Source organism: Mesorhizobium sp. Cs1321R2N1, from assembly GCF_037179725.1.
In the GTDB taxonomy this organism is placed as follows: domain Bacteria; phylum Pseudomonadota; class Alphaproteobacteria; order Rhizobiales; family Rhizobiaceae; genus Mesorhizobium; species Mesorhizobium salmacidum.
In genome coordinates this window covers 1-16,782 of sequence record NZ_JAPYKP010000139.1, presented here as the reverse complement: position 1 = coordinate 16,782, position 16,782 = coordinate 1, and the positions used below count along the sequence as shown (strand labels likewise).

Genomic DNA, 16,782 nt, shown 5'->3' with positions numbered 1-16,782 from the left:
AACAAACTCAAACAGTTCCGCCGCGTCGCAACACGATACGACAAGTTGCTCGCCAACTTCATGGGCTTTGTCAAACTTGCCGCTATCGCTATCTGGCTCAGGTAGTTAAATCGTCACTACGCCCTAGAGCATCGTCACGGTCAATTCTCACCAGCGCGGCGGTTTCCGGAAAATGTCCAGCCTCAAGCGGTTCATCCCCGCCACCTTCGTCGTACTTTGGGCGACCGGCTTCATCGGCGCGCGTTATGCCATGCCGTGGGCGGAGCCGTTCACCTTCCTCGCGGCGCGTTTCGTGCTGGCCGCCATCCTGCTTGGCGTCCTGATGCTTGTGCTGGGCTCGAAACCAGCCACCCGCATCGAGGCGCTGCATGCCACCGGCGCCGGCGTGCTGATGCATGGCGTCTATCTCGGCGCCGTTTTCTGGGCCATTCATAGGGGCATGCCGGCCGGTTTTTCGGCCCTAATCGTCGGCCTGCAGCCGCTGGTCACCGCGGTGCTCGCTGGCAAGTTTCTGGGCGAGGCCATCTTGCCGCGCCACTGGCTTGGCCTTGTTATCGGCCTTGTCGGCATCGTCATCGTGCTGTGGCCAAAACTCGGGGCGCTCGGCGGCGGCGTGACGGCGGCCACGCTGATCGCCTCCCTGGTCTCCGTGCTCGGCATGAGTGCCGGCACCATCTGGCAGAAGCGTTTTGCTTCCGGCGGTGATCTCGTGGCGGCCACCATGTGGCAATATGTCGGCGGCGCTTCGCTGATGATCCTGGCTTCGCTTGCCTTCGAAACGCAAACCGTCGTCATCAATGGCGAATTGATCTTCGCCATGGCCTGGCTGCTGCTGGTGCTGTCGCTCGGCGCCATCTTCCTTCTGATGGTGATGATCCGCGACGGCGAGATGTCGAAAGTGGCGTCGTTGTTCTACCTCGTGCCGGCGGTGACGGCCATCATCGCCTGGGCCCTGTTCAACGAACAGCTCAACGCACTTCAGATCGCCGGCATGGCGATCACCACGTTCGGCGTTGGGCTGGCGACCGCCCGATCGGGCAAACTTCAACCGACCCGGGCGCGCGCCTCCAGATAGCGGCTGATCGCGGCGTTGAGCTCGCCGCCGAGGATGAAGATCGCCGAGACGATGTAGAGGAAAACCACCGCGATCATGATCGAGGCGAGACCGGCATAGGTCGTCACATAGGACGAGAAGTGGTCGAGATAGGTGGCGAACATCGTCGAGCCGATAAGCCATGCGGCCAGCGTGAAGATGATGCCGGGTATCAGCGATACGAAACGGCGCTTGCCGGCCGGCAGCCAGTAGTGGACGGCAAAAAGTCCGCCGATGATGACCGTTGAGGCAATGACGTAACGCCACAGCGTGCTCGTGCCCGTATAGGGTTTGATCCACTCGAAATGGGCTTCCGCCAGCCGCGCCAGCAGGGGCGCGAACACCAGGAGCACGCTGATAGCCAGGAACCCGGCGGTCGCGATCAGCACGAAGAAGATGCTCTGCACCCGGCGATAGATGATGCCGCGCGTCTCGGTGACCCGATAAGCGCGGTTGAGCGACGTGCGCAGCGCCTCGATGCCGTTGGAGGCAAAATAGGCGGCAAGCAGCACGCCATAAGTCAACAGGTCGGTGCGCCTCACGGTCAGCACGTTCAGCACCTCGCGCGCGATCGGCTTGGCGATCTGCTCGGGCCATGTGTCGAAGACCAGATGCACGGCGGTGTCGGCAAAGGCCTGGGCGCCGAGGAAGCTGGCCAGCGTCGTGGCGAAGATCAGGAACGGAAACAGCGCCATCAGCGAGGTGATCGCCAGATGGCTGGCCATCGCCCAGCCGTCATCGGTGTTGAAATGGCCGAGCGCGTCGTAGAGCACGCGGCGCAGGGCGACAATATTCCGCAGCAAGAACGCGCGCTCCCTTCGATTGTCTCGACGCCGCGAATATGGGAAGGGAATGCGGCAAATGGCAACCCTTCGTCAAACCTCGAATTCTCCAGCGGCAGAGTTGCGCACCATCATCGTCACCGGTGCGTCTTCCGGCATAGGCGCCTATTGCGCCCGTGCGTTGAAGGCCGAGGGCTGGCGGGTGTTCGCGACGGCGCGCAAGCCGCAAGACATCGCCGCGCTCGAAGCGGACGGCATCGAGGCCTTCTATCTCGATTATACTGAACCGGCATCGATCGCCGCCCTGGTGGCGGCAGTGCTCGACCGCACCGGCGGCAGGCTCGACGCGCTGTTCAACAACGGCGCCTACGCGCAGGCAGGTGCCGTCGAGGATCTGCCCGTTGCGGCGCTCAAGGAGCAGTTCGAGGCCAATTTCTTCGGCTGGCACGACTTGACCCGCCGTCTGGTTCCGGTGATGCGCCGCCAGGGCCACGGCCGCCTCGTCCATTGCTCGTCGATCCTGGGTCTCGTGCCTGTGCGCTTCCGCGGCGCCTATTCGGCGTCCAAACATGCCTTGGAGGCCTTGATGCTCTGCCAGCGCCAGGAACTGGCCGGCAGCGGCATCCATGTCTCGCTGATCGAGCCGGGGCCGGTGAAATCGAAGATCGCCAGCAATGGCCTGCCCTGGTTCCTCAGGAATATCGATCACGAGAATTCCGTGCATCGCGCCGACTATGCCGCGCAGCTGGAACGCATGCGCGCCGGCGGCAGCCAATCGGCACTGAAGCCCGGGCCGGAAGTGGTCCACAAGGTGCTTTGCCATGCACTTCTGTCGCGGCGCCCGCGCCCGCACTATGTGGTAACAATATCGGCCAAGATCGGGGCCATGCTCAAACGCATCCTGCCTGCCTCGATGCTCCACCGCCTGCTCGCCAAGCGCGCCTGAACAAGCAAAGAACTGGAAACACAAAATGGCCACTGCCTTCAATATCCTTGCCATTCTGGTCATGGCCGCCGTGGTGGTCGTGCTGATCAGGGGCCTCATCAACATGATGCGCGGCGGCTCCGGCGTGACCTCCAACAAGTTGATGCAGGCGCGCGTTCTGCTGCAGGCCGTGGCGCTGGCGCTAATCCTGCTTGCCGTGTATTTCACCCGCAAGTGAGGGCCTTCGGGAGGCGATGTGGTCAAGCTCAACAAGATCTACACCCGCACCGGCGATGACGGCACCACCGGGCTCGGCACTGGTGAGCGGCGGCTGAAATCCGATCTTAGGGTGGATGCGTATGGCACGGTCGACGAAGCCAATGCCTGCATCGGCATGGCTCGCGTGCATACCGCACAGAGCTATCAGGCGATCGACGCCATGCTTGCCCGCATTCAGAACGACCTTTTCGACCTCGGCGCCGATCTCGCCGTGCCTGATGACGGCAAGCCGCTTGGCTACGAGCCGCTGCGCATCGTTGCCGCCCAGACCGACCGTGTCGAGCACGACATCGATCTCCTCAACAGAGACCTCCGGCCGCTGAAATCCTTCGTACTGAACGGCGGCACGCCGGCGGCGGCCGCCCTCCATCTTGCCCGCACCGTGGCCAGGCGGGCCGAGCGGCTGATGGTCGCCCTGGCTCAGGACCCGGCTGAACACGTCAACCGCGACGGGTTGAAATACATCAACCGCGTCTCGGATTTCCTGTTTGTCGCCGCCCGGGCGGTCAATGACAATGGAAATGCCGACGTGCTATGGGTTCCCGGCAAGAACCGCTGAACGGACTGAAAGGCGGGAGGAGGCCAACGACAAATGTTCATCCCGCTTTACGACACCAACAGGCTGCGCCACATCAGGCTGCAATATGTGACGATCGGGCTGATCGTCGCCAACGCCGTGGTCTATTGCGCCACGGCGCTCGGCGGCGAGAACTTCACCAATGCCGCCGTGCTTGGCCTCGGCTTCATCCCCTCCGTCGTTCACGACACGGCCGAGCTTGACCCTCGCTTTATCATCATCCCCGAGAGCCTGAGCTACCTCACCTACTCCTTCCTGCATGCCGACATCTTCCATCTCGGCGGCAACATGCTGTTCCTTTGGGTGTTCGGCGACAATGTCGAGGACGCGCTCGGCCACATCCGCTACCTGATCTTCTATCTCCTCTGCGCCATCGCCGGAGCCGCTTTCCAGGGGCTCATCGCCTGGGATTCGCAAGTGCCGCTGATCGGCGCCTCGGGCGCCATTGCCGGCGTGGTCGTCGCCTACCTGATCCTCTACCCTAGGGTGAAGGTGTGGGTGCTTGCCTTTGCCCGCATCCCCTTGCGTATTCCAGCCTTCATTCCGCTCATCCTGTGGGTGCTGTTCCAAGTCGTCATGTTCGCGGCCGGTGGAGAGGATCAGATCTCCTGGGCCTGCCACATCGGCGGCATCATTGCCGGCGCGGTCCTGGTGCTGGTCCTGCGCAGTCGCGGCGTGCCGCTGTTTGCCCCCGCTGACGAGGACGCCGTGGCTCCGACCCCCGAACAGCCGCCGGCCGTTGGCGAACCAGCCACCCCCCAAACGTCCGTCACTGCGGCGCGCTGGGGCCGCGGAAACCCTACTGGCCCGAACTGAACCGATTTGAGCAGCTTCCAGCGTATTGACGACAAGGGTTGCCACAATTACGGAAACGTCTCCGTCGCAGCCCAAGGCGGTTAAGGAGCAGCCGCAAGGCGGGCAAAGACCAGAATTTCCATCCGGAATGTCGGCTTTCGACAACTCAGAAAGGGCGCAGGCTGCTATAGCGCGCCCAACTAGCGTGAAGAGGTGACAGGCAAATGAAGATCCTTGTGCCCGTGAAGCGGGTTGTGGACGCGAATGTGAAGGTTCGCGTGAAGGCCGACGGTTCGGCGGTGGAACTCGCCAACGTCAAGATGGCGATGAACCCGTTCGACGAGATCGCGGTCGAGGAAGCGATTCGGATCAAGGAAGCCGGCAAGGCCGAAGAGATCATCGTCGTGTCGATCGGCCCGCAGCAGGCGCAGGAAACACTGCGCACCGCGCTCGCCATGGGCGCCGACCGCGCCATCCTGGTCAAGACCGACGAACAGACCGAGCCGCTCGGCGTCGCCAAGGTGCTGAAGGGTGTGGTCGAGGCGGAGAAGCCAGGCCTTGTCATTCTCGGCAAGCAGGCGATCGACGACGATTCCAACCAGACCGGCCAGATGCTGGCCGCCCTGCTTGGCTGGGCGCAGGGCACCTTCGCCTCCAAGGTCGTGCTCGAGGGCGACCATGCCAAGGTGACGCGCGAGGTCGACGGCGGCTTGCAGACGGTGGAGTTGAAGATGCCGGTGATCGTCACCGCCGACCTTCGCCTCAACCAGCCTCGCTATGCCTCGCTGCCCAACATCATGAAGGCCAAGAAGAAGCCGCTGGACGAGAAGAGCCCGGCCGACTACGGCGCCGACGTCACGCCGCGCCTCAAGGTCATCAAGACCGAGGAGCCGGGCGGCCGCAAGGCGGGCGTCAAGGTCAAGAGCGTCGCCGAACTGGTCGACAAGCTCAAGAACGAAGCCGGCGTGTTGTAAACGATCGGGAAAGGAACAGAAATATGACCATTCTCCTCATCGCAGAACACGACAACGCCACCCTTTCCGATCAGACCGCCAAGGCGCTTTCGGCCGCCCTGCAGATCGGCTCCGACGTTCATGTGCTGGTCGCCGGCAAAGGCGCCAAGGCTGCTGCCGACGCAGCCGCGAAACTGAAGGGCGTGAGCAAGGTGCTGCTCGCCGAAGCCGACGAGCTCGCCGAGCGCCTGGCCGAGCCGACGGCGGCGCTGGTCGTCTCGCTGGCTGGCGCCTACGACACGATCATCGCGCCGGCGACGTCCGCAGGCAAGAACGTCGCGCCGCGCGTGGCGGCCCTGCTCGATGTCGCCCAGGTCTCCGAGATCATCGAAGTGGTCTCGCCGGATACGTTCAAGCGGCCGATCTATGCCGGCAACGCAATCCAGACGGTGCAGTCGAGCGACGCCAAGAAGGTGATCACCGTGCGCACCGCCTCCTTCCAGGCGGCACCCGAGGGTGGCTCGGCTTCGGTCGAGACGGTTCATGCGGCGGCCAATCCCGGCCTGTCCACCTTCGTCGAGAACAAGCTGTCGGAGACCGACCGTCCGGAGCTGACCTCGGCCAAGATCATCATCTCGGGCGGCCGTGCGCTCGGTTCCTCGGAAAAATTCCAGGAAGTCATCCTGCCGGTCGCCGACAAGCTCGGCGCCGCCGTCGGTGCTTCCCGCGCCGCCGTCGACGCCGGCTATGCGCCGAACGACTGGCAGGTCGGCCAGACCGGCAAGGTCGTCGCCCCCGATCTTTATATCGCGGTCGGCATCTCCGGCGCCATCCAGCACCTCGCCGGCATGAAGGACAGCAAGGTCATCGTCGCCATCAACAAGGACGAGGAAGCGCCGATCTTCCAGGTTGCCGACTACGGCCTCGTCGGCGACCTCTTCGTCATCCTGCCGGAGTTGCAGAAGGCACTTTGACGCTTCCGCGCAACCGTATTAAATTGCCAGGGGTGGGGTAGACGAAGTCGCCCCACCCTTTTAGTTTGCACCGCACAATAAGCAGGCCACAAAGGCTGAGAGCAATTCCAGCGGCAGTGCGCAGGTTTTTTGCGCCGGGAATTGCGGGAAAACAAAGAGATGGGGCGGTTCGCGATTCTGGCGAGAAACGCTCCGGACGGGATCGGGTAATGAGCAAGATCGAGACGATCGGCATCATTGGTGCGGGCCAGATGGGCGGCGGCATAGCGCACGTCTCCGCGCTTTCGGGTTACAAGGTGCTGATCTACGATATATCGCCCGACCGTATCGAGAAGGGCATCGCCACCATCAGCGGCAACATGGCCCGTCAAGTGGGGTCCGGCAAGCTCGACGAGAAACTCCGTAACCAGGCCATGGCACGCATCGCGTCGGCACCGACGATGGCCGATCTTGCCGGCGCCGATCTGGTGATCGAGGCGGCGACCGAGGACGAAACCGTTAAGCGCAAGATCTATGCGCAGCTCTGCCCGCAGCTTAACCCCGAAGCGATTCTGGCGACCAACACCTCGTCGATCTCGATCACGCGGCTGGCGGCGCAGACCGACCGGCCGGAGCGGTTCATCGGCATACACTTCATGAACCCTGTTCCGCTGATGAAGCTGGTCGAACTGGTGCGCGGCATCGCCACCGAGGACCAGACCTTCGAGGCGGCGAAGACCTATGTGAAGCAGCTCGACAAGACGATCACGGTCTCGGAGGATTTCCCGGCCTTTATCGTCAATCGCATCCTTCTGCCGATGATCAACGAGGCGATCTACACCCTCTATGAGGGCGTCGGCTCGGTCGATGCCATCGACACCGCCATGAGGCTCGGCGCCAACCATCCGATGGGACCGCTGCAGCTTGCCGATTTCATCGGCCTCGATACCTGCCTGTCGATCATGCAGGTGCTGCATGACGGCCTGTCGGATTCGAAGTACCGTCCCTGCCCGCTGCTGGTCAAATATGTCGAGGCCGGCTGGCTCGGCCGCAAGACCGGACGCGGCTTCTACGACTATCGCGGCGAGCACCCCGTTCCGACGCGCTGACGCGTCCGCTCACGAGGCCGCGGCGAGCGGCTTGGGTGGTTCTGACCTGTCGTCGGCGGTTTTGCCGTCGGGTGCCACGCAAACGCATCCGCGCCCGGCCGCCTTGGCCGCATAGCAGGCGGTATCGGCCCTCGCGATGATCTCGTCGACTTCGCCGCAATTGGCGCAGATCGCCGTCAGCCCGATGCTGGCGCCGATCGCGTGCGGCCGGCCTTCCCAGGTGAAGTTGAGGCCGGCTATCGCATCGATGATGGAACGCGCCGCGAGCCGCGCGCCAGCGGCAGAACCGGACTTCAGGATAACAGCGAATTCGTCGCCACCCAGGCGCGCGACGATGTCTTCAGAACCAAGCACCCCGCGCACTGCCTCCGCGACCCGCTTCAGCAGGGCGTCTCCCGCAGCGTGACCGCCCGTGTCGTTGACCAGCTTGAAATGGTCAAGGTCGATGAACATGAACTGATGGCGGTCCCCGGCCATCGTGCCGTCCTTGCGCGCCTGATCGACCAATCCCTCCATGGCGCGGATGAAGCTCGAGCGGTTGGCGAGCCCGGTGAGCGCATCGTGCGCGGCGGCATGGGCAAGCTGGCGCTGCAGGGCGCGCGCATCGGTGAAGTCCTGGAAGACGATCACCAGCCCGCCGAATTCGTTGCGCTCGTTGATGATCGGCGACACGACCTGGCGGATGCTGCAGCGTGTGTCGTCGCGCCGGATGAGGACCGCGCGGCTGTTCTGGTCGGAGCGCGCCTCTTCGCCTGTCACGGGCCGCGTCATGCCGATCCTGTGGCCGGTCTCCTCGTCGACTGCCCAATAGACATGGCTCAGCGTCTTGCCGAGTGCCTCGTCGCCGGAAACGCCGGTTAGCTTTTCGGCCACCGGGTTCATGAAGGTGACGCGGTTCGCGGCATCGGTGCAGATGACCGCATCGCCGATCGATTGCAGCGTCACTCTCAGCCGCTCCTTCTCGTCGGCCAGCATCGCCGCCGAGACGATGAGCCGTTCTTCGGCCTGCTTGCGCCGGGTGATGTCGGTCAAGCTGCCGATCGCTCTGATCAGCTGTCCGTCCGCATCGCGCTCGATGGCCTTGCCGCGGTCGAGAATCCAAACCCAGCGGCCATCCTTGTGGCGCATCCTGAACTCGGCCTCGAAAAATTCCGTCTGGCCATCGAGATGGGCGCGATCAGCCTCCGCGACCGCGGGGCGGTCGTCGGGATGGATCATCGTCAGCCAGCGATCGGGGTCGCCATCGAGCTCGCCATCCCCATAGCCCAACATCTTGACCCAGGTGGGGGAATAGGTGGTGCCCCCCTTGCGCATGTCGAAATCCCAGACACCTTGACCGGCGCCGGCCAGCGCGAAATTCCAGCGCGTTTCCGCCTCCGTGATGCGCGCCTCGGCCTGCTTGCGCGCGTCGATGTCCTCGATCTGCGAAACGAGATAGAGCGGCCGGCCGCTTTTCTCGTCTCGGATGACGGAGCCGGCAAGATTGGCCCAAATGGGCGCGCCATCCTTTTTGAGGTAACGCTTCTCGAATTGGAAGGCGTTGACCGTGCCAGCTCTCATGCTTTCCATGGTTTCCCGCCCGAGATGCAGATCGTCGGGATGCGTAATCTGGAAGAAGGTCAGCGCCTCGATTTCCTCTCGGCTATAGCCAAGCATGGCGGCGAAGGCTGGGTTGGTCTGGAGAATACGCCCATCGAGGCTGACGATGGCGATGCCGATGACCGAGTCTTCCATGGCTCGGCGGAACCGCTGCTCGCTTTCCGCAATATGCCGCCGGTCATCAGAGATGCGCGTGATGAACAGATGGGCCAGGAAAAGCGCGCAGACCGTAACCGCGACCGACATTTGAAGGCAAAGTCTGAGGGCTTCCGCGCCAAGGTCCAGCCTTGACGGCACAAGCGAGGCGGCCACCACGGCAAAGCCGGCCACAAGCAGCGCCAGAGCTGCATGCTTGTACTGTCCCGGCCCGATGATACTTCGCAATGTCACGATTTATGCCACCCCCGTGGGCAATCGCTTTTTTCCGTTAAGACCCTGAAGGACCGATTTTAAGGAAAGGTTGCGACCGGGGCATCGGCGACATGGGAAACCGGCAAACAATTGCCGGCATGATTAAGGACCGGTATTAACGGGGTGTGGGCGCGGGTACCCTGTTACCATCGCACGAAAAGCCGCCCGCCGAGCGCGCCGAGCAAAGCGAGGGCCGCGATGGCGATCGTGTACCAGGTGGCAACGAAAAGCGGCGAATCGTCGAAGCAGTGCGCCGCATAGAAGGTGGCCGCCAGCCCGCCGGCAAGCAGCCCCGCGACGGTGCCGGCAAGCACCGGCCGTGTCGGCGCACCATAGCGCAGCATCCACAGGAAGATGGCCAGCGGGCCGATGCCGATCAGCGGGATGAAGCTCATGCAGATCATCATGTTCGATCCGATCATGCGCGTGCCCCATAGCGCCTGCGGCACCATGAAGAGTTCCAGCACCACGGCCACCGCGACCAGCAGCGGCGCGGCGATCATCGCCGCCATTGCCCGGCCTGTCGCCGCACCCGGCGTCGACAGGGCACGGATCAGGGCGAAGGCGCTGATGGCGAGCACGACGGTGAAAACAAACTTGGACAGGAAACGGATCGTGTGCGCGGCAACCATGAAGTCGGGGCGCGGCCCGATTGTCATCATGAAAACAGCGGCCGCGGCGACGACGGCCGCACCGGCCGCCAGCCACCAGGCCGAGCGCAATGGCATCGCCTTGCTGCGGGCATCGGCGTCCAACGCCTTGATGAGATCGTCGGTCTTCATGTCATTCCCGTCCGAACCGCCCCTGGCCGAATCGCCCCTGGCCGAATCGCTTGGCTATGGCGGTAAGTCCCCGGTGCAGCGACACACGCACCGCCGTCTCGCTGATGCCGAACTTCGCCGCTGTCTCACCGATGGAACGGCCCTCCACGGACACGGCCGAAACCACGGACCGCTGAGCCGGCGGCAGCCCGTCGAGGGCCCGGTTGATGTCGCGCTCGCTGACCGTCTCGGTTTCCGGCTCGGCGAAAGTCTCGGCGATGTCGTCGACATCGATTTCGATGCGCCGCCCGCGCCGCCGGAATGCATCGATCAGCTTGAAACGGGCAATCGCATAGACCCATGGCAACACCGGCGAGTCCTGGCGCCAGGTGTGTCGTTTGACATGAATGGCCAGCAAGGTTTCCTGCACGACATCCTCGGGATCGACCCCGCCCTGCACGATCTTGCGCCTGACAAAGCCGCGGATCAGCGCGGCAATCCGGTGGAGAAAGTCGGCATAGGCCTTTTCATCTCCCGCGATCGCGGCCCGCATCAGCCGGGAAAGCTCGGCCTCGTCCTTGCCGCTCACAAGAGTTCACTCCCCGATCTTCGCGCCTCGGCACTGATTTGTTACGTGGCCGGCGAAATAATGTCCAAGCCAAACTACGGGCAAATCACGAAAGTTTGCGGGAGGGACCCGCGAAATTCCCTGACGGTTTCCCTGGTTCCCGGCCCAGGCGTGAGGAACGGCGCGGACCAAGCCTTGATTGACGTAAGGTAAACCCTTCTGTAGCGTCAAAGGATCGGAGGGAGGCCGAAATGGATTTCATTGAACGCATTTTTGGATTTTCTCCCGACAATGGCTCGGGAACTTTCGAGAGCGGCCTTGTCATTGCGGCCATAGTCTTTGTCGCTGCCATCTACTTCTACAGAAGACGGGGATCACTGAAGAAATAGCCGGGAGAACCGGCGGGGATACGTCGCCAGGAAAACACTACCGTTGCGTCCTCTCAGCGTGGGAAACACGACATGGCAGGATCTCTGGTCAACCACGTCAGAACCGCGGCACTGCTGTTGTTCGCCGCCGAATTCTGGAAGCGTCTTGCCGTCGGGCTGAAGGTGCTGTTTGCGACGATTCGCATGCTGCTGTGCCGGTTGGCCAAGCGCCAGCGGCTGCCAGGCCCTGCGCAGAACGATTGCTGTATCCAGCTGCCGCCCGACATCTACAAGCGGGCCGATCCTCTTCTCTATGCCCAATACTATCTTATGGCGCAGGGTCTCGCGGTCACCTGGGACAATCCCGACATCGACATTTTCGACGGCGCCGCGCCAGTCACCGGTGCGCTGCAGCCCTCTCGCACCTATCGCGTTCGCGTGCGTGTCTGGAACGGATCCTATGATGCGCCGGCCGTCGGCGTCGGGGTGGCGCTGTCCTACCTGTCCTTCGGCGCACAGACCGTTTCCCGTCCGATCGCCAACCTCGCCGTCAATCTCGGGGCCAAGGGCACGATCGATTGCCCTGCCTATGCCGAATTCAGTTGGACCACGCCCGCCACCGGCGGCCATTACTGCCTACAGGCACAGCTTTCCTGGGGCGATGATGCCAACCCCGGCAACAACCTCGGCCAGAAGAACGTCAACATTGCCGAGATGCGCTCATCGGCAAAGTTCTCCTTCAGCGTCCGCAACGAGGCCTCGGTCGTCCGGCGTTTCCAGATCGAGGCGGACTGCTACGGCCTGCCGAAGCTGCAACCATGTACCCCGCCACGCGGCCAAGGTCGAGACGAACGCACGGACACCCCGCAGCCGAGGCTCGCGGAGAGCAAGGCGCGCTGGGCCAAGGCGCTGGAGGAACAGGCCTATGGCCGGTTTCCCGTTCCCGATGACTGGTCGGTCAGGATCGTTCCAAGAACGCTTTCACTGCAGCCGCGCCAGATAACCGAGATCACCGTCGAGATCGAACCGAGAGACGCCGCCTTCCGTGGCTCAAAGGCCTTCAACGTCCATGTCTTCACGATCGGCGAAAGCGGATCGCGCACCATGACCGGCGGCGTGACACTCACCGCCACGAAAGGCTGAGGCGCTCCGATGGCCTACAAGCACTATACGAGCTGCTTTCTCTATCCGGCCGGTGGCAAGCCCTACAATGAGGCCGACCGGCTGGCTTTCCTCGCCGCCCAGGCGCTGCAGATCATCGTCATCACCGGGCTGGCGGCCGCCTTCGGCTTGCTGCTGGGGCCGGTCGGCGCAGCACTTGCCGCGGCAATCGCGTTTCTGGCGTCCGCCACCGCGACGATCGACAAGGCCGCCGGGGAATGGCTCAACCATCGCCTGGTCTGCCTCGACAAGGACAATCCGAAATGCGCCGTCGGCATTGTCTCCTACAATCCGTTCCGCAGCGATCTCGGCGCCTTCGACAATGACCAGTATTTCGACGTCATACTGATGCCGCATCCGACGACTGAGATTCTCAACGCCGAAACCAATGAGGCGGCTTTGGCCGCCGCCAATCGCTACAATGGCGACGGCACCGTCGTCGCGGAATTCGCCGCCAACATCACGGCCCATCCGGCGAACGACATTCTCAATGACGGCTTTCAGGGTCATGAACTGCTGTTGGTGCGCGATGAGCTGAAGACGGATCTGGGCTACGCACCCGCGGACGATCATGCCCGCTGGGCCCTGCACTGCGAGGCCGAGGGTGACTTCTGGATCAAGATGCGCCAGTGGGCGCCGGCCATCGTCATCCTGCTGACGGCGGCTCTGGTCGTCACGGCGGCCGCGGCGGCTGCCGGCGCCAGTGTTGGGGCAGCTGTCGGCTGCGCCATAGGGTCGTTCTTCCTGGGTGCGCTGGGCTGTACCATCGGCTCGTTCCTGGGAGGATTGCTCGGAGTGGCCGTTGGCGGCGCCATCGGCGGAGCGGCGTCCTACTTCGGCGGCGTCAAGCCGGTCCTGCAGGGACTGTTCAACTGGAATCCCGGCAATGTCGAGGACGCCAATGTCGGCGACAAGGCGCTCGGCCCCATCAGGATGGGCGATCATGTCGCCGTCCTCGGCGAACATGTCTATGACGGCTATCACAAGGGCTGGCATGAGTTTCATCCGCTGATGGCGGTGGTCAAATTCGATGCGTCGGCCGGTGTCGACGCAAGACACTATCTTCAGTGGGATCCGGATTTTCCCGACACGGGCACGGTCCCGCCCAAACCGCCAGGCGAGGCCATCGACCTCACCGCGCAGGATATGCGTGACGGGCTTGGCAGCGCCGCGTTCAGGACACGCTGCGAGAATCTGCGCAGAACGTGGTGCGCCATGCTGAACGACGCCTTCGATCCGGAGACCAAACGAACACAGCAGGGCCTGGACCAGCGCTGGACCATTCATCCGATGGTCGATGGTTGCATTCCGCAGGAGCAGCCACCAGCACCGCATATCGGATGATGCCATCAGCGTCCGATACGCGAAACCGTGATGGCGCCGATTGCCTTTCAATCTTGACTAACCCATTCATGAATTGATACTCGGACGCACCCGCAGTGCGGGCAACCCCGAGGAGTACCTTATGAAATCCCCCCTTCTTGCCCTGGCCAGCGTAGCGGCGCTTGCAATCAGCCTGGCCGCCGGTCCGGCGACGGCCGAAGATGCCGGCATCATCGTCTATAACGCCCAGCATGAAAGCCTGGCCAAGGATTGGGCCGAAGGGTTCACCAAGGAAACCGGCATCAAGGTTACCTTGCGCAATGGCGGCGACAGCGACTTCTCCAACCAGATCGTCGCCGAAGGCGCCTCCTCGCCCGCCGACGTGTTTCTGACGGAAAATTCGCCGGCCATGGTGCTGGTCGAGAATGCCGGCCTGTTCGCGCCGGTCGACGCCTACACGCTCGCACAGGTCCCGCAGGACTATCAGGCCGCCAGCGGCAAATGGGTGGGCGTGGCCGCGCGCAGCACCGTCTTTGCCTACAATACGACCAAGCTCAAGGCCGACCAGTTGCCCAAGTCGATGCTCGACCTCGCCGACCCGAGTTGGAAGGGCCGCTGGGCGGCCTCGCCTTCTGGCGCCGATTTCCAGGCTATTGTCAGCGCATTGCTGCAGCTCAAGGGCGAGGCCGCCACGGCCGATTGGCTGAAGGCGATGAAGGCGAACTTCACCGCCTACAAAGGCAATAGCACGGTGATGAAGGCGGTCAATGCCGGCGAGATCGAAGGCGGCGTGATCTACCACTATTACTATTTCGGCGATCAGGCCAAGACCGGCGAAAACTCCAAGAACATCGCGCTGCACTATTTCAAGAACCAGGATCCGGGCGCTTTCGTATCGGTCTCCGGCGGCGGCGTGCTCGCCTCGAGCAAGCACCCCAAGGAAGCCCAGGCCTTCCTGAAATGGGTGACCGGCAAGGGTGGCCAGGACGTGCTGAAGAACGGAACCTCCTTCGAATACGCGGTCGGCAAGGGTGCGCAGTCCAATCCGAAGCTGGTGCCACTGGTCGACCTGCAGGCGCCGAAGGTCGACGCCGCGACGCTGAACTCCAAGAAGGTCACCGACCTGATGACCGCAGCCGGCTTGCTTTAGTCGTCGTTCTTCCTAATAAGGACGTCAAACCGTGCTCCTGCGGGAATTCACCTTCCGCGGGAGCGTTTTGTTCCGAGATGCATTCGTCCATGACGACACGCTTCGTTCCTGACCGCGACCGTGGTCCCCTGATTGCCGCCGCCGCGCCGCGATGGCATGGCGCCTGAGCTGATGCAGCCCGCGGTCGATCTCGCGCGCCCTGGCCTGCCGCCGAAGATGCGCCGAAGAACGCAGCGGCGTGTGGCGCCCTGGTTTGTCATCGCCGCCATATCAATCTCCCTGCTGGCTTTGATGCCGCTTGCCTTCATCATATGGATCGCGGTGCGGACCGGTTGGGACACTGTCGCGGCCTTGGTCTTCCGGCCACGTGTCGGCCAACTGCTGGTCAACACCGGCCTGCTGGTGCTGCTGGCCGTACCGATCGCCATCACCTTGTCGGTGACGCTGGCCTGGCTGACCGAACGCAGCAACCTGCCTGGTGCCCGGCTCTGGTCCTGGCTCTGCGTGGCGCCGCTCGCCATCCCCGCTTTCGTACACTCCTATGCCTGGATCACCATGGTGCCGGGGCTGCACGGCCTCTGGGCTGGCGTGCTGGTATCCGTCATCGCCTATTTTCCTTTCCTCTATCTGCCGGTGTCGGCGGCGCTGCGCCGCCTCGATCCTGCCCTGGAGGATGCCGCGGCGGCACTCGGTCTCGGACCCTGGCGTGTGTTCTGGCGTGTCGTGTTGCCGCAGCTCAGGCTCGCCATCTGCGGCGGCTCGCTGCTGGTCGGCCTGCATCTGCTGGCCGAATATGGCCTCTACGTCTTCATCCGCTTCGACACCTTCACCACCGCGATCGTCGACCAGTTCCAGTCGACCTTCAACGGTCCGGCCGCCAACATGCTGGCCGGCGTGCTGGTGACCTGCTGCTTCGTGCTGCTCGGCCTCGAAGTGCTGGTGCGCGGCGAGGAGCGTTATGCCCGTGTCGGCTCGGGTGCCGCGCGATATCAGCAGCGGATGAGCCTCGGTCGCGCCACCCTGCCCAGCTTGCTGCTGCTCGTCGTCACCACCCTGCTGGCGCTTGGCGTGCCGTTCATCACCATCGGCCGCTGGCTCATCGCCGGCGGCGCCGATGTCTGGCGTCTCGATGAGATTGGCCTGGCACTCGGCCAGACACTGTTCCTGTCGCTTGCCGGCGCGTTGCTTGCCACCGCCGCTGCCATGCCGATGGCCTGGATCTCGATCCGCGCGCCCGGTCCGTTGCAGCGCCTGCTGGAGGGATGCAATTACATTGTCGGCTCGCTGCCGGGTGTCGTCATTGCGCTGGCGCTGGTCACCATCACCGTGCGCATCGCCCTGCCGCTCTACCAGACCCTGTTCACCATCCTGGTCGCATATGCCCTGATGTTCCTGCCGCGTGCCCTGGTCAGCCTGCGCGCGTCGATCGCCCAGGCCCCGGTCGAACTCGAGCGCGCCGCCTCCAGCCTCGGCCGGCGGCCGCTCAACGCGCTGTGGTCGACGACAATCCGCCTGTCGGCGCCGGGTGCCGCGGCCGGCATGGCGCTGGTGGCGCTCGGCATCATGAACGAATTGACCGCGACGCAGATGCTGGCGCCGAACGGCACCCGCACGCTGGCCATGGCGTTCTGGTCCTATAGCGGCGAGATCGACTACGCCTCGGCGGCCCCTTACGCCTTCATCATGGTGGCGATGTCGCTGCCCTTGACTTGGCTGCTCTATGTCCAGTCGAAGCGGATGGCCGGACGATGAGCTTTCTCGAACTCGGCAATCTGCACAAGCGTTACGGCCCGGTCGCGGCACTTGCCGGCGTCGACCTGAACGTCGCCAGCGGCAGTCGCACCGCGATCGTAGGACCTTCCGGCTGCGGCAAGACAACCTTGCTGCGGCTGATCGCCGGTTTCGAGGCGCCCGATCAGGGCCGCATCGTGCTCGACGGGCAGGTGCTGGCCAATCGCTGCGGCGATGTGCCGGC

The 16,782-nt window shown here is 63.6% G+C and carries 18 protein-coding genes and 1 pseudogene; 15 read left to right on the top strand and 4 right to left on the bottom strand.

Going from position 1 to position 16,782, the window contains the following annotated elements:
- Together O7A61_RS25970 and O7A61_RS25965 are read left to right on the top strand one after the other, a co-directional pair.
- Positions 1-105 (top strand): annotated as a pseudogene (locus tag O7A61_RS25970) (IS5/IS1182 family transposase); the annotation flags it as partial.
- A gap of 67 nt (positions 106-172) precedes the next feature.
- A complete protein-coding gene (locus O7A61_RS25965) occupies positions 173-1,075 on the top strand; it encodes a DMT family transporter (RefSeq protein ID WP_337132242.1) in 903 nt (300 codons plus the stop codon).
- On the opposite strand, the gene O7A61_RS25960 is transcribed toward O7A61_RS25965, so the two are convergent.
- The gene (locus O7A61_RS25960) at positions 1,045-1,896 is read right to left on the bottom strand and encodes a YihY/virulence factor BrkB family protein (RefSeq protein ID WP_027143458.1); all 852 of its coding nucleotides are present in this window, start codon (positions 1,894-1,896) and stop codon (positions 1,045-1,047) included. The genes O7A61_RS25965 and O7A61_RS25960 overlap by 31 nt on opposite strands.
- Before the next feature lie 58 nt (positions 1,897-1,954).
- Here O7A61_RS25960 and O7A61_RS25955 point away from each other — a divergent pair, with 58 nt between their 5' ends.
- From O7A61_RS25955 to O7A61_RS25925, 7 genes are all read left to right on the top strand, one after another.
- Positions 1,955-2,821, top strand: coding sequence for an SDR family oxidoreductase (locus O7A61_RS25955; protein WP_337132241.1), 867 nt, complete (start codon positions 1,955-1,957; stop codon positions 2,819-2,821).
- A 25-nt stretch (positions 2,822-2,846) separates the two neighbouring features.
- A complete protein-coding gene (locus O7A61_RS25950; protein WP_015315567.1) occupies positions 2,847-3,038 on the top strand; it encodes a twin transmembrane helix small protein in 192 nt (63 codons plus the stop codon).
- 18 nt (positions 3,039-3,056) lie between these two features.
- Entirely contained in the window at positions 3,057-3,638 is a 582-nt protein-coding gene (locus O7A61_RS25945) for a cob(I)yrinic acid a,c-diamide adenosyltransferase (protein ID WP_337132240.1), read from the top strand.
- A gap of 33 nt (positions 3,639-3,671) precedes the next feature.
- The gene (locus tag O7A61_RS25940) at positions 3,672-4,472 is read left to right on the top strand and encodes a rhomboid family intramembrane serine protease (RefSeq protein ID WP_337132239.1); all 801 of its coding nucleotides are present in this window, start codon (positions 3,672-3,674) and stop codon (positions 4,470-4,472) included.
- A 203-nt stretch (positions 4,473-4,675) separates the two neighbouring features.
- Positions 4,676-5,425 carry an electron transfer flavoprotein subunit beta/FixA family protein gene (locus O7A61_RS25935; protein ID WP_027143462.1) on the top strand — a complete coding sequence of 250 codons (750 nt, stop codon included), beginning with the start codon at positions 4,676-4,678 and terminating at the stop codon, positions 5,423-5,425.
- Between the two features lie 23 nt (positions 5,426-5,448).
- Positions 5,449-6,378, top strand: a complete 930-nt coding sequence (locus O7A61_RS25930; protein WP_337132238.1) for an electron transfer flavoprotein subunit alpha/FixB family protein — start codon at positions 5,449-5,451, stop codon at positions 6,376-6,378.
- Between the two features lie 209 nt (positions 6,379-6,587).
- A complete protein-coding gene (locus O7A61_RS25925) occupies positions 6,588-7,466 on the top strand; it encodes a 3-hydroxybutyryl-CoA dehydrogenase (RefSeq protein WP_015315562.1) in 879 nt (292 codons plus the stop codon).
- 9 nt (positions 7,467-7,475) lie between these two features.
- On the opposite strand, the gene O7A61_RS25920 is transcribed toward O7A61_RS25925, so the two are convergent.
- From O7A61_RS25920 to O7A61_RS25910, 3 genes are all read right to left on the bottom strand, one after another.
- Positions 7,476-9,455 (bottom strand): PAS domain S-box protein, encoded by a 1,980-nt coding sequence (locus O7A61_RS25920; protein ID WP_337132237.1) that lies wholly within the window; start codon positions 9,453-9,455, stop codon positions 7,476-7,478.
- A 164-nt stretch (positions 9,456-9,619) separates the two neighbouring features.
- Positions 9,620-10,258 (bottom strand): NrsF family protein, encoded by a 639-nt coding sequence (locus O7A61_RS25915; RefSeq protein ID WP_337132236.1) that lies wholly within the window; start codon positions 10,256-10,258, stop codon positions 9,620-9,622.
- Position 10,259: 1 nt separating this feature from the next.
- Positions 10,260-10,826, bottom strand: coding sequence for a sigma-70 family RNA polymerase sigma factor (locus O7A61_RS25910; RefSeq protein WP_337132235.1), 567 nt, complete (start codon positions 10,824-10,826; stop codon positions 10,260-10,262).
- A 230-nt stretch (positions 10,827-11,056) separates the two neighbouring features.
- Here O7A61_RS25910 and O7A61_RS25905 point away from each other — a divergent pair, with 230 nt between their 5' ends.
- The 6 genes from O7A61_RS25905 to O7A61_RS25880 all read left to right on the top strand — a co-directional run.
- Positions 11,057-11,194 carry a hypothetical protein gene (locus tag O7A61_RS25905; RefSeq protein WP_337132234.1) on the top strand — a complete coding sequence of 46 codons (138 nt, stop codon included), beginning with the start codon at positions 11,057-11,059 and terminating at the stop codon, positions 11,192-11,194.
- A 72-nt stretch (positions 11,195-11,266) separates the two neighbouring features.
- A complete protein-coding gene (locus tag O7A61_RS25900) occupies positions 11,267-12,316 on the top strand; it encodes a hypothetical protein (RefSeq protein ID WP_337132233.1) in 1,050 nt (349 codons plus the stop codon).
- A 9-nt stretch (positions 12,317-12,325) separates the two neighbouring features.
- A complete protein-coding gene (locus O7A61_RS25895) occupies positions 12,326-13,678 on the top strand; it encodes a hypothetical protein (RefSeq protein ID WP_337132232.1) in 1,353 nt (450 codons plus the stop codon).
- 121 nt (positions 13,679-13,799) lie between these two features.
- Positions 13,800-14,807: an iron ABC transporter substrate-binding protein gene (locus tag O7A61_RS25890; protein WP_337132231.1), complete on the top strand. Its 1,008-nt coding sequence runs from the start codon at positions 13,800-13,802 to the stop codon at positions 14,805-14,807.
- A gap of 171 nt (positions 14,808-14,978) precedes the next feature.
- Positions 14,979-16,559 (top strand): ABC transporter permease, encoded by a 1,581-nt coding sequence (locus O7A61_RS25885; RefSeq protein ID WP_337132230.1) that lies wholly within the window; start codon positions 14,979-14,981, stop codon positions 16,557-16,559.
- Positions 16,556-16,782, top strand: a 227-nt coding sequence (locus O7A61_RS25880) for an ATP-binding cassette domain-containing protein (protein ID WP_337132229.1), incomplete at its 3' end; no start/stop codon positions are given. The genes O7A61_RS25885 and O7A61_RS25880, both read left to right, overlap by 4 nt.